The sequence below is a fragment of the Corynebacterium sp. UMB10119B genome (assembly GCF_030228125.1).
In the GTDB taxonomy this organism is placed as follows: domain Bacteria; phylum Actinomycetota; class Actinomycetes; order Mycobacteriales; family Mycobacteriaceae; genus Corynebacterium; species Corynebacterium pseudogenitalium.
Map to the genome: position 1 here is coordinate 1 of NZ_JASPBG010000023.1, position 12019 is coordinate 12019.

The 12019-nt window shown below is 62.9% G+C and carries 12 protein-coding genes and 2 tRNA genes; 4 read left to right on the forward strand and 10 right to left on the reverse strand.

Annotated features, from left to right (window positions below; translation table 11 throughout):
* Positions 1-218: 218 nt before the first annotated feature.
* Together QP802_RS10755 and QP802_RS10760 are read right to left on the reverse strand one after the other, a co-directional pair.
* Positions 219-294, reverse strand: a tRNA-Val gene (locus QP802_RS10755).
* Between the two features lie 67 nt (positions 295-361).
* Positions 362-790: a DUF3052 domain-containing protein gene (locus tag QP802_RS10760; protein ID WP_070362150.1), complete on the reverse strand. Its 429-nt coding sequence runs from the start codon at positions 788-790 to the stop codon at positions 362-364.
* 204 nt (positions 791-994) lie between these two features.
* On the opposite strand from QP802_RS10760, the gene aceE reads away from it, so the two are divergent.
* Positions 995-3721, forward strand: coding sequence for a pyruvate dehydrogenase (acetyl-transferring), homodimeric type (gene aceE, locus QP802_RS10765; RefSeq protein ID WP_284818812.1), 2727 nt, complete (start codon positions 995-997; stop codon positions 3719-3721).
* 3 nt (positions 3722-3724) lie between these two features.
* On the opposite strand, the gene QP802_RS10770 is transcribed toward aceE, so the two are convergent.
* Both QP802_RS10770 and QP802_RS10775 read right to left on the reverse strand, forming a co-directional pair.
* Positions 3725-4633 carry a Rib/alpha-like domain-containing protein gene (locus tag QP802_RS10770; protein WP_284818814.1) on the reverse strand — a complete coding sequence of 303 codons (909 nt, stop codon included), beginning with the start codon at positions 4631-4633 and terminating at the stop codon, positions 3725-3727.
* A gap of 3 nt (positions 4634-4636) precedes the next feature.
* The gene (locus QP802_RS10775) at positions 4637-5638 is read right to left on the reverse strand and encodes an alpha/beta fold hydrolase (protein WP_284818816.1); all 1002 of its coding nucleotides are present in this window, start codon (positions 5636-5638) and stop codon (positions 4637-4639) included.
* Positions 5639-5660: 22 nt separating this feature from the next.
* Between QP802_RS10775 and QP802_RS10780 the strand changes: the two genes are divergently transcribed.
* Both QP802_RS10780 and QP802_RS10785 read left to right on the forward strand, forming a co-directional pair.
* Positions 5661-5984 (forward strand): acyl carrier protein, encoded by a 324-nt coding sequence (locus QP802_RS10780; protein ID WP_284818818.1) that lies wholly within the window; start codon positions 5661-5663, stop codon positions 5982-5984.
* A gap of 1 nt (position 5985) precedes the next feature.
* Complete coding sequence (locus QP802_RS10785; protein WP_255365820.1) at positions 5986-6780, forward strand: HAD-IIA family hydrolase; 795 nt, start codon at positions 5986-5988, stop codon at positions 6778-6780.
* Between the two features lie 2 nt (positions 6781-6782).
* Here the strand turns inward: QP802_RS10785 and QP802_RS10790 are convergent, their stop codons facing one another.
* The 6 genes from QP802_RS10790 to QP802_RS10815 all read right to left on the reverse strand — a co-directional run bounded on the left by QP802_RS10790 (position 6783) and on the right by QP802_RS10815 (position 11833).
* The gene (locus tag QP802_RS10790; protein ID WP_284818820.1) at positions 6783-7106 is read right to left on the reverse strand and encodes a hypothetical protein; all 324 of its coding nucleotides are present in this window, start codon (positions 7104-7106) and stop codon (positions 6783-6785) included.
* Positions 7107-7333: 227 nt separating this feature from the next.
* Positions 7334-8275 carry a uridine-preferring nucleoside hydrolase UriH gene (uriH, locus tag QP802_RS10795; protein ID WP_284818822.1) on the reverse strand — a complete coding sequence of 314 codons (942 nt, stop codon included), beginning with the start codon at positions 8273-8275 and terminating at the stop codon, positions 7334-7336.
* Positions 8276-9733 (reverse strand): uridine transporter UriT, encoded by a 1458-nt coding sequence (gene uriT / locus QP802_RS10800; RefSeq protein WP_070477959.1) that lies wholly within the window; start codon positions 9731-9733, stop codon positions 8276-8278. It lies immediately after the preceding gene.
* A 10-nt stretch (positions 9734-9743) separates the two neighbouring features.
* The gene (locus QP802_RS10805) at positions 9744-10541 is read right to left on the reverse strand and encodes a serine hydrolase domain-containing protein (protein WP_284818824.1); all 798 of its coding nucleotides are present in this window, start codon (positions 10539-10541) and stop codon (positions 9744-9746) included.
* A gap of 13 nt (positions 10542-10554) precedes the next feature.
* The gene (locus QP802_RS10810) at positions 10555-11193 is read right to left on the reverse strand and encodes a DUF4230 domain-containing protein (protein ID WP_284818826.1); all 639 of its coding nucleotides are present in this window, start codon (positions 11191-11193) and stop codon (positions 10555-10557) included.
* A gap of 22 nt (positions 11194-11215) precedes the next feature.
* A complete protein-coding gene (locus tag QP802_RS10815) occupies positions 11216-11833 on the reverse strand; it encodes a hypothetical protein (RefSeq protein ID WP_284818828.1) in 618 nt (205 codons plus the stop codon).
* A gap of 114 nt (positions 11834-11947) precedes the next feature.
* Here QP802_RS10815 and QP802_RS10820 point away from each other — a divergent pair.
* Positions 11948-12019, forward strand: a tRNA-Asn gene (locus QP802_RS10820).

Here is a 12019-nt window from a genome sequence, read left to right on the forward strand (position 1 = left end):
GCTGGACGCAGCTAAACACACACAAAATGTCCCTTATCGCGACACGCCGTAAAAACACACAAAATGTCCCTTAAGCCACAACAACGACCTGGGGAAACGCAAGCCCTCCAAACGAAAAACCTCGAATTTGGTGCGCCAGCCCAACACGCCAGCCCAAAAGAAATGTCGTGGCGACGTAAAAAAGACCCTCCCCGATTCCTCGGAAAGGGCCTCTGGCCTGGTGCGCCATGACGGGCTCGAACCGCCGACCTACTGGGTGTAAACCAGTTGCTCTTCCAGCTGAGCTAACGGCGCGCTGGGTAGAGACTTTAACAAAGCTTCTACCGATCGCAAAATTAACAACAAACGGGCAGGTAAACGCCTATTTTGGTACACCTGCGGAGCGGAGGCAGGAGCCTTGCCATTCGCCGAAGCGGTCGGCGGTGGTTTGGACCAGGCCGGCGAGTTGGGCGGATTCGGAGATGACGCCGGGTTGTACGCCGCCGGGCTTGGAGGCGCCTGGGGTCATGAGCCAGATGCGGGCGTTGTCGTCGAGGTTGCGGGAGCAGTCGACGAGGACGTCGACAAGGTCGCCGTCGTCTTCGCGGTACCAGAGCAGGATCATGTCGCAGAGGTCTTGTGCGTCTTCGTCGAGGAGTTGGTCGCCGATGCGGTCTTCGATCGCTTCGGAGATGGTTGCGTCGGCGTCGTCGTCCCAACCGATTTCTTGGACGATTTCGCCTTGATTGACCCCTAGTCGGTCAGCGTATGTATCGACACCGTTGGCGCCCAACGTTCTTATTCCTCCCAATGAGATGAGTGTTGTATGCAAATATGCCGTTTAGTTTACATCTGCGGGTTACACATTACCGGACAAATATGCGACGGCCTCCGGGGGCCCTCGAGTTTTGTGACGTTCAACGCAATTGGCTGAAACCACGTATCCTGTTTTGCAGGTTTTCATTCCCGCCTGTGCCTCGCTGGTTGCAGGCCCGAAACGTTAGGAGGACGTTCCTTGGCTGAACACAATAATGACTCCAACATCCCGTTGATCCGCGAGGGTGTCGCTTCGTATCTGCATGATACGGACCCGGAAGAGACCCAAGAATGGATTGACTCGTTTGATGGGATTCTGGACCAGTCCACGCCGGAGCGTGCTCGATTTTTGATGCTGCGCCTGTTGGAGCGGGCGTCGGCGAAGCGGGTGGATTTGCCTGCGTTGTCGTCGACGGATTTCGTGAATACGATTCCGACGAAGATGGAGCCGGAGTTCCCTGGTGATGAGCAGATTGAGAAGCGCTACCGCCGTTGGATGCGTTGGAACGCGGCGATCATGGTGCACCGCGCGCAGCGTCCGGGTGTGAAGGTTGGCGGCCATATTTCCTCGTATGCGTCGGCGGCGGCGTTGTATGAGGTTGGTTTTAATCACTTCTTCCACGGCAAGGACGCTGAGCAGGGCGGCGACCAGATTTTCTACCAGGGTCATGCTTCCCCGGGCATGTACGCGCGTGCGTTCCTGGAGGGTCGTCTGACTGAGGATGATCTGGATGGTTTCCGTCAGGAGCATTCGCGTCCGCAGGGTGGTCTGCCGTCGTACCCGCACCCACACGGTATGAAGGACTTCTGGGAGTTCCCGACGGTGTCGATGGGCTTGGGCCCAATGAACGCCATTTACCAGGCTCGCTTTAACAAGTACTTGCAGGATCGCGGTATTAAGGACACGGATCAGCAGCACGTGTGGGCGTTCCTCGGCGACGGCGAGATGGACGAGCCGGAGTCGCGCGGTCTACTGCACATGGCGTCGCTGTACGGCCTGGATAACTTGACCTTCGTGGTCAACTGCAACTTGCAGCGTCTCGACGGCCCCGTCCGCGGCAACGGCCAGATCATCCAGGAGCTGGAGGCCTTCTTCATTGGCGCTGGCTGGAATGTGATCAAGGTTGTGTGGGGCCGCGAGTGGGATGAGCTGCTGGAGAAGGACAAGGACGGTGCGCTGGTCCACGTCATGAATACCACTCCGGATGGTGATTACCAGACGTTTAAGGCCAATGATGGCGCGTTTGTGCGCGAGCACTTCTTCGGCCGCGACGAGCGGACGCTGAAGCTGGTCGAGGACATGTCGGATGAGGAGATCTGGGCGCTGCGCCGCGGCGGCCACGACTACCGCAAGATCTATGCGGCGTACAAGCGTGCGCTGGAGACCAAGGGCAAGCCGACGGTCATTTTGGCGCACACGATTAAGGGCTACGGCCTGGGCCACAACTTTGAGGGTCGTAACGCGACGCACCAGATGAAGAACCTCACGCTGGAGGACCTGAAGCGCTTCCGCGACAAGCAGGGCGTGCCGATCAGCGACGAGGAGCTGGAGAAGGATCCGTACCTGCCGCCGTACTACCACCCGGGCGAGGACGCTCCGGAGATCAAGTACTTGAAGGAGCGCCGCGAGGAGCTCGGCGGGTACCTGCCGGAGCGTCGTGTGAAGTTCACGCCGCTGGAGCAGCAGCAGGACTTCGAGAAGGCCTACAAGGCCATGTTCAAGGACTCGGGTAAGCAGGAAGTTGCCACGACGATGGCGCTGGTGCGTACCTTTAAGGCGTTGATGCGTGATAAGGAGATCGGGAAGCGAGTGGTGCCGATCATTCCGGATGAGGCGCGCACGTTCGGCCTGGACTCCTGGTTCCCTACCCTGAAGATTTACAACCCGCAGGGCCAGAACTACGTCCCAGTGGACCACGACTTGCAGCTGTCTTACCGTGAGGCGACGGACGGCCAGCTCCTGCACGAGGGCATCAACGAGGACGGTTCCTCGGCGTCCTTCATCGCGGCCGGTACGTCCTATGCGACGCACGGCGAGCCGATGATCCCGATGTACATCTTCTACTCGATGTTCGGTTTCCAGCGCACGGGCGACAACTTCTGGGCCGCTGGCGACCAGATGGCGCGCGGTTTCATCATCGGCGCGACTGCTGGCCGCACCACCCTGTTTGGTGAGGGCTTGCAGCATATGGATGGTCATTCGCCGATTTTGGCGTCGACAAATCCGGCGGTGGTCACCTACGATCCTGCCTTTGCGTACGAGATGCCGTACCTGATTTCCAAGGGCATCGAGCGTATGTACGGCGACGGCCACGGCGAGGACGTGATGTACTACATCACCGTCTACAACGAGCCGACGCACCAGCCGGCGCGCCCGGAGAACCTCGACGTTGAGGGCCTGCACAAGGGCATCTACCTGTTCGACGAGGGCGAGAAGCACGAGCACAACGTGTCGCTGCTTGCTTCCGGCATTGGTATGCAGCAGGCGCTTCGCGCGCAGAAGATCCTGCAGGAGAACTACAACGTGGGCGCCTCGGTGTACTCGGTGACCTCCTGGGTGGAGTGCGCGCGCGACGGTGCGCGTGTGGCCAACGAGCAGCTGCTGCACCCGGGTGAGGACGTCGGCGAGGCGTTCGTCACCCGTCAGCTGAAGCAGACGGAGGGCCCGTACGTTGCGACGTCCGACTTCGCCACGGACCTGCAAGAGCAGATCCGCCCGTACGTGCCGGGCCAGTACTTGGTGCTTGGTGCGGATGGGTTCGGTTTCTCGGATACGCGTGAGTCGGCACGCCGCTACTTCAATATTGACGCCGAGTCGATGGTGGTTGCGGCGCTGATGGGCCTGGCGAACGAGGGCAAGATCGAGATGGATGTTGCCGCGCAGGCCGCGAAGGACCTGAAGATCGACGACCCAACCGAAGCCTAAGGGCTAGCGCGGCAGGTACGGGGCGAGCGCCGGAATGTTCGGCGCCAACGCTGCGAACAGCGCCCCGACCACCGCGAGCGTTGACAGCACCCCTAGCGTGATGACGAGCGCCCTCGAACCCGAGGAGCCGTTCGAGTCCGCTGGGGGTGTTTGTGGTTTCTGCGGCGGGGCCGGGTTAGGGCCATCGTGCCTGAGTTGGAGGCCAGCGGTGCGGGAGGTGCCGTCTTCGAATGTGGCGCGGACCTCGACGGTCGAGGGGGTGCGGGCGGCGTCGGTAGCGGTGCCGCTGACGGTGCCGGTGACGGGGTCGATGGAGAGGTCCCACCCGGTAGGTGGGTCGATGAGCTCGAACTTCGCGTCGGTTGGGAGCTCGACGCGATCGCGAAGGTTGAACGGCGTGACTGTGAATGATGTGCCGTGGGCGACCTCGACTGGTTTGTAGACGGGTTCGTAGATCAGGCGCTGGTCGGCAACGAGCGAGACCGGCACGCTGATGTACTCCGTAGTCCCGTCTGGGTATTTCACACCGATGTCGAGTTTGCGGGTGTTTTCGCCGCGCTGGACGGTGGTACAACTCGGTGCGTAGAGCTGCCCGGCTTCGACTTGGTCGCAGTTGAAGAACTGGAGGCGCACGACAAGAGTCGTGTCGTTTTCGATCGTGGCGACGATGGGCACCCCTTGCGTTTCACCCCCGCCAGCGACCCAGAACGTTGTCCCCTCCGGCGCCCCGGTCGGGGTGAATCGGGTGCTCTCTGTGTAGAGCTGACCTGGGACCAGCGGTACGTAACGGGGCTCAGTTTGGAAGCTCGGCTGGTAGCGGTCAGCGTCCTTCACATCAGCAGCCACCGCGTGCGGGGCGCACGCGATGGCGCAGGTTGCGGCGGTGGTGACGGCGAGCAATTTGTAATTCATGGGTTACTTCACGTCTTCGGTAATGCGTTGGATGAGTCGGTTGATGGCGGTGCTGACGGCGCCAGGGGCGTCGAGAGGCGGCATGTGGCCGCTTTCGGGCAGCACCTGCATGTAGGCGTGCGGCCAGATCTCGTGGAGTTTCGCGCTCTGGGACACTGGGGTGACGGCGTCGTGGTCGCCGACGAGGATGTAGCCGGGGATGGTGCTGAGCACCTCGCCGGCGTCGAGTTCCGAGTGGTGCAGCAGGTCCTCGAAGTAGCCTGCGTAGGTTTCCAGCGGGGTTTCGCGGATCATGGCGGCGTGGAACTGCACCAGCTGGTAGCTCATAGGCCGGAAGTAGAACCCGAGCGCGAGGATCGGGGTGAGCATGTCGGTGACGACTTGCCGCACGCCTTCCGCGAAGTGCGGGGTCACGGCGACGATGCCTTCGATGAAGCGCCCGATCGGCCCGGCCAGGATCTGCGGCAGGCCTTGGACGGTGAAGGGTTCGACCGCGCTGGAGATCTGCACCGAGCCCGCGAGGTTGAATTCGTGGTGGTAGCGCCGCATCATCGAAAGCGAAATCGGGCCGCCGAGCGAGTGCCCGACCACGATGGCGGGTCCGCGCACGTTGCGTTCGCGCATGACGGTGGCGACGTCGTCGGCGGCGGCGTCGATAGTTAAGAGTTCGGGGGCGACTTTGCCGGTCTGCCCGTGCCCGCGCAGGTCAAGCAGCAGTTGGCGCACCCCGTGGCCTGCGACGTCTTCGGTTTGCAGGAAGAATTCTTCGGCGGCGATGTTGAAGCCGTGGACGTAGACGACGGTGACGGCGTCGGGGTCCTCGGGGCCGAGTTCGTACCAGTGGATGTTGATGCGCTCTCCCCCGGCGTCGACTTCAAGGACGCCCTCGCGGTCGGGCTTGAGCCCGTATTCGCCGTCGCCGGTGTGCAGCAGTTCGCGGGTTTCCACGAGCTGCCGGCGCGCTTTCGGCGTCAGCGATCGGAGGTAGGCAACTGATTGCAACATGCCTCCACCTTATTATGTGGGTATGGAACTCTCACAACGCTTAGACTTAAGCGCCCTCAAGCTTGACGACGCCCCCTCCGACCCCACCACGAGCACCGAGGATGCCTCCGCGTTCGCTCAGCTCACGCGCCTCATTGAGCGCGTGACCGGCGAGGACACTGAAGGCCTGGATCGGGAGACCACGCTGGATGGGGCCGGGGTGGCGTCGTTAGATCGTATTGAGCTTGCGGTGCGCATCGAGCAAGAGCTTGGCGTGCCGATTGACGAGGAAACCTACCGGCAGCACTCGACGCTGGGTGAGCTCAGCGCCTACATTGAAGGGCACGAGGACTACAAAGGAGCGTAGCGTGACTATTTCCTATCTCACCGACATGGACGGCGTGCTGCACAAGGAAGGGCAGATGATTCCCGGCGCGGACGCCTTCATTCAGCGCCTGCACGATGAATCGATTCCGTTTATGGTGCTGACGAACAATTCGATGCAAACCCCGCGGGACCTCTCGGCGAAGCTGGTCCGGATGGGCTTGCAGATTGAGCCGGAGCGGATTTGGACGTCCGCGACTGCCACGGCAACCTTCCTGTCGCAGCAGGTCGGCGAGGGCTCGGCATACGTGATTGGCGAGGCCGGGATGACCACGGCACTGCACGAGGCCGGGTGGATCCTGACGGACCAGGATCCGGACTTTGTGGTGCTGGGTGAGACGCGCACCTATTCGTTTGAGGCGATCACGACGGCCTGCAACCTGATTTTGAAGGGTGCGCGGTTCATCGGTACTAACCCAGATCTGACGGGCCCCGGCCCGAACGGCATTCTCCCGGCGACGGGCGCGGTGGCTGCGATGATTACGTCGGTGACTGGGATGGAGCCGTACTACGTGGGCAAGCCGAATCCGGTGATGATGCGCTCGGCGCTGAACAATATCGGCGCGCACTCGGAGCACACGGTCATGATTGGTGACCGGATGGATACGGACGTGAAGTCCGGCCTGGAGGCCGGCATGCGCACACTGCTGGTGCGCACGGGAATTTCGGATGACGCCGAGATCGCCCGCTACCCGTACCGGCCAACGAAGGTGATCGATTCCGTTGCCCAGCTTGTGGACGTCATCACCGATCCTTTCGGCGACGGCGCGTACAGCTAGCCCTATCCTGCCGCTTCGACGCTGGCGCTGAAGCCGTATTCGGCGGCTAGCGCCGCGAGCGCGTCCGCGAAGCTGCGCGTGACGTCCGGGGTCGCGCGGAAGGTTTCGCGGCACTGGTAGGTGCCAGTACTGTCCCGGCGCCAGCGGGTGAACCAGGCGTCGTCCCAGAGCGCTTCCTGGTTGACTGGCGCGTCCGGGAGCAGGAGCAGGAGCTCTTCGACGCGCATACGCGCTGCGGCGGGCATGTCCTGGATGCTCATGACGGAGGTCGTCGGCGCGGCGCAGACAGAGCGCCACGTACGCGGGGCAACGAGAGTTGTTGTCATTTGTGGGGACCCTTCTGTGTGTGACAGTGCGGCGCACGCGCCCGGTGACTAGCCGGTTCCGCGCCCGCTGACTAGGCGGGCGCATCTTCGTGCGAGACGAGGTTCGTCTTCCCCAACGGCCTCTCGCATCACTTTGCATGACACGAGACACACCGGGCAACCCTCAACAACTGGTTGATCCCCCTGTTTACTGAAGCTCTACTTGAGGGTCAGGAGCTACCTGGCTGCTACCCCAGTGCCTTGACAGCGTCGAGCACCATGGCCCAGAACCGCTCGGCGTCGAGCTTCGTGGCCACGGAGGTGTGGCAGTCGGCGGGCGCGGGGCTACGGAAGTCCGCCACGGTGCGGCCGGTGGTGAGCAGGCCCTGCGTCTCGACGTCCACCGGTACCTTGACCGTCTCCACCACAGTTGGGTCGATGAGGTAGGCGACGCAGCACGGGTCGTGGACTGGCGGGTCATCAAAGCCCTGGGCGTCCTGGTAATTCTTCCGGAACGCACCGAAGAGCCCCACGACGAAGTCGCCAACATTCGTGCCCAGCGCAGCGAACTGCTCCTCGACCTCTTTCGTCGCCAGTGCCTGGTGCGTCAGATCAAGGCCAACCATGACGACGGGCCACTTCTCGTTGAAGACGATATGGGCGGCTTCAGGGTCGACGATGATGTTGAACTCCGCGCTTGGCGTCCAGTTGCCGGTGCCATACGCCCCACCCATCAGGACGACCTCCTTGACGCGCTCGACGATGCGCGGCTCCAGCCGGGCTGCAAGCGCGATGTTAGTCAACGGGCCTGTAGGTACCAGGGTGACGGTCCCGGCGGGCTCGCTCATGATCGTGTCGATGATGAACTGCACACCGTGCGTCTCCTGCACCGACAGCGCCGACTCGGGAAGCTCGAAGCCGTGGATTTCCATGCCGGTGTCGCCATGAATGCCCTCGGCGGTTTCCACCTCGCGCAGGATCGGCCGGGTCGCACCCGCGTACAGCGGAACGTCCGTGAGCTTTGCCACGGTCAGCACCTGCGCCGCATTACGCGTCACCTTCTCCAGCGTGTGGTTGCCACCGACGGTGGTCACGCCTAGGAGTTCAATGTTTGGGTTTCCGGCTGCGAGCAGGATGGCCACGGCGTCGTCGTGGCCTGGGTCGCAGTCGAGGATGATCTTGGTTGTCATTTACTGCACCTTCTTTCGTGCCGCGTCTTCTGCGGCGATCGTGTCCGGAAGCGATTCGGGGCGCGGGATGAGGAACGACGTACAGAACGCGCCGATGAGCAGGACTGCGCCCGCGATCATGCCGGCGCGGTAGCCGCCGTTCTGGTCGGCGAACGTGGCCACCACCGCGAAGATCACGGTGAAGGAGATACCGGCGCCCAGGTTAAACGCGCCCGCGTTCAGGCCAGGCAGGTAGCCCTGGTTCGTCTTCGGCGCCAGCACCACGTGCAGCGACCCGAGCATGATATTCGCGATACCCGCGTAGGTCACACCAGCGGCAACCGACAGCGCCAACAGCAGGCCCTTCGTCGGGTTGGACACCACGAACGTGCCGAAGACCACCGACAGGAACGCGCCGGCGATACCGATCTGCAGCATGAGCTTGTAGCCCACCCGCCCGGCACAGAACCCGGCGATCGGACCAAACACCAGACCAGCCAGCGCGTACGGGGTCAGCGTCCACCAGGACACCACGCCCGCCGACATCCCCGGACCAAACGTTTCGTCCTGAGCAAGGTTCGGGACCAGGCCGTTCATCACGGCGAAAATGCCGGTCATGGTCAGGGTGGTCGTCGTCAAGAGCGCCCACGTGCGCCGCTCCTTGAGCAGATGCGGGGCAACCAGCGGGTGCTCCGTGGAGGACTCGATGCGCCAGAACACCACCAGCGCCACCGCGCCGACCGCGAGCAGAACAATAACCATGAACCAGTTCGCGGCAGCCAACGCACCGGCCTCGTTCAGCGCGGTCAGGATCGCGCCGACGGCCACGACCAGCGGGACCACGCCCTTCCAGTCCATGGCGTAGCCGGCGTCGGACTTCGTCTCACGCACGCCGAAGTGCACGGCGAACACCGCCACGACAGCAAAGACGCCGATCACCCAGAACAGGGAGCGGAAGCCGAAGGCAGCAGTGAGCCAGCCGCCCATGATGGCGTCGATACCCGCGATACCACCGTTAATCGAGGTCAAGATGCCAATCAGCAGCGCGAACTGCTTCTCTTCGCGCACCTCCTGGCGCAGCATCACGGACGTCAGCGCGACCGTCGGCCCCGACACGCCCTGAATGACGCGCCCGATGAACAGCATGGTGACATTCGCCGCCAGCGCCGCAACCACCGAGCCAATCGCGGTGACCACCATCATGCCCACCAGCACTTTTCGACGCCCAATCAAATCTCCCCACCGCGGCATAAACAGGGAAAACAGGGCCGCAGCGGTAAAGAACGCGGTCTGCGTCAACCCGATCTGGGAAGTGGTGGCGTCGAGTTCACGCTCCATCGTCGCCAGCGCGGGCGCCAGCATGGACGCGTTCAGCTGGAACGCGAAGACGGCGGTTAACAGGGCAAGCATGAGGGGCCAAACCTGGCCAGGCGGCAGGCGGTGGCCTGCTTCCGGGGGTGGCGTGTGTGTATCGTGCATGCCCCCGAGTCTAAAGCAGGGCGTTCCAGATGGCAGTGTTCGTTTCCTGCCACAAGGGCTTCGCCCACTCCCCGAACTGCTCGTCAGTGAGCGCGACCATGGCTTGGCCCTGCGCAACCCACAGATAGGTCCCCGCCATACCGAAATGCCCCACCGTGTCGGCCGGCATGGTGTCCCCCGTCCAATGGGGGGACTTCTCCCCCTTAATCTCAAATCCGAGGCCCCACGGGCATGGCTTTTGCATCCCGTAGCCGGGCACTACCCCACGCAAATCCCCGAACTGGTTGCGGAACGCCTCCGCGACGGTGTCCGGGTGCAGCAGTGTGGGCTGCAGCAGTTCCGCGGCGAACTTGCTCAAGTCTGCGACGCTCGCGCGCGCCCCGTGGCCCGCGGAGCCTTCCAACACTGCCGTCTCCATCCCGAGCGGCGCAAAGACTCCCTCGCGCAGGTACTCCGGAAACGCGATGCCGGTGGTTTCCTCCACAAAGTCCGCGAGGATCTCGTAGCCCGCCGAGGAGTAAATCCGCCGCTCCCCGACTGGCTTCTGCGGGCGCCTGCTATCAAAACCGACGCCGCTGGCGTGCGCCAGCAGGTGCCGCGCCGTGGAGCCTTCCGGCCCGCACGGGGTGTCCAGCTCGAAGGCTCCCTCCTCCACCGCCAGCAGCACCCCGTACGCGGCGAGCAGCTTGGTCACGCTCGCCAGCTCAAACACACGGTGCTGGTCCCCGTAGGTTTCCCCATGCGTACCGACGAGCGCCGCCGCGCAGTGCTTCACCGGCCAGGATGCAAGGTGCTCTTCTAAAATCATGCCCACATGATAGCTACTTGCGCCCCCACTCGACGTGCACTTCGTAGTCCTGCATCGCGGTGCCCTGCTTGAGCGCCTCCGCGTGCGATGTCATGAGTTCCTCCACGCGTGTGTGCGCACGATCCAGCAGCCCCTCCTTAACCGCGCGATCCGCCGCACGCGTCTTCTCCTCGGCGAGGAAGCCGGTGACGTCCTCCACCTTGACCTGGTTGATCGGGTTCATCGACTGCTTATACACCTGCACGCTCTTATCGTCGATCTCCGAGGAGGTCACGTTCACCTCTGGGACTCGCACCGTGATGGTCTGGGCGGCGTCGTCAATGTTGACGCCGATCGCCTCGACGTCCGCGATGCCCGCCTTGACGGTCCCACTGTAGCTCAGCAAGAAGTTGCGCCCGGTCAGCGGCACTTTCACACCCGCGAGCTCAAGCCCCTTATTGTCGTAGTTGCCCACGTTCGAGTACGCATACTCCTCAACCGAGAGCTCCCCCACCTGCCTAAACGACGCCCCTATCGACGCCTCACTGATCTCCTCCCGACCGACCTGCAGGCCGTTCGGGACCACAAACTTCAACACCGCAAACGCGGTGACCAGCGCAATCACCAGCGCAGTAAGCACCAGCGCGCCTACTCGAAATCCTCTTTTTTCCACGCTGCAAGACTACAGCGGCACGTTACCGCCCGATCTCATCGGGGGCACAGACCCGGATCTTGTCAACAAACTGCTGTGGCGCACCGCGGCCTCGCAGCGCGTCACCGTTGTAGCACGCGGAGTTCAGCCCGCGCTTCGACGTCCCATCCGGCAGCAGCGCCACCCAGCGATCCCCCTTGCGCTCAAACGGCACAATCCAATCCGACTGCTTCTGCCCCGCCACGGCCCACTGACCCTCGCAGTACAGCACAGTCGTCCCGGTCACGCCTGGCCAGCCCGGCATCACCGCATCAAAAGCCTGCGGCGAGCACCTATTTATCGACGCCCCTCCGAACCCCAACGCCGCCAACCCCGGCACCGTCGAGGACAACCCCGTCAACCCAGCAACCATCTTCGGGTCCACGTTCGGAATCATGCCCTGCGACGCCGCGAACGCAGCGCCCGCACCAACCGCGGCCAGCACACCAAGCGTGATCCCCGCAATCGCAGCCGGGCTCAGTTCCTCGCCGTCGGAGCTCCCGGAGCTGTTGGCCTTGTCCGGCGCGGCCTGCTGCGTCTCCTCCGACCACGCGACAGGCGCCTGGACGGCCGTCACGGACACAGCCGAAGCTACAGTGAGTGCAAGCAGTGAGTGTTTCATAGCGACCACCCTACAACCGCCCACTGTTCATGTCCACGAAACATGCCTTGAACTGGCGATTTTTCAAATCCCAACATCCGGGTTAAAGTATTGCTCGTTGCTTTAAGCACGTATTCCTCCATAGCTCAGTTGGCAGAGCATTCGACTGTTAATCGAAGGGTCACTGGTTCGAGCCCAGTTGGAGGA

Coding starts and splice junctions, on each gene's coding strand:
- QP802_RS10770 (WP_284818814.1), bottom strand. CDS start 4,633: ATGAATTACAAATTGCTCGCCGTCACCACCGCCGCAACCTGCGCCATC.
- QP802_RS10775 (WP_284818816.1), bottom strand. CDS start 5,638: ATGTTGCAATCAGTTGCCTACCTCCGATCGCTGACGCCGAAAGCGCGC.
- QP802_RS10780 (WP_284818818.1), top strand. CDS start 5,661: ATGGAACTCTCACAACGCTTAGACTTAAGCGCCCTCAAGCTTGACGAC.
- QP802_RS10790 (WP_284818820.1), bottom strand. CDS start 7,106: ATGACAACAACTCTCGTTGCCCCGCGTACGTGGCGCTCTGTCTGCGCC.
- uriH (WP_284818822.1), bottom strand. CDS start 8,275: ATGACAACCAAGATCATCCTCGACTGCGACCCAGGCCACGACGACGCC.
- uriT (WP_070477959.1), bottom strand. CDS start 9,733: ATGCACGATACACACACGCCACCCCCGGAAGCAGGCCACCGCCTGCCG.
- QP802_RS10805 (WP_284818824.1), bottom strand. CDS start 10,541: ATGATTTTAGAAGAGCACCTTGCATCCTGGCCGGTGAAGCACTGCGCG.
- QP802_RS10815 (WP_284818828.1), bottom strand. CDS start 11,833: ATGAAACACTCACTGCTTGCACTCACTGTAGCTTCGGCTGTGTCCGTG.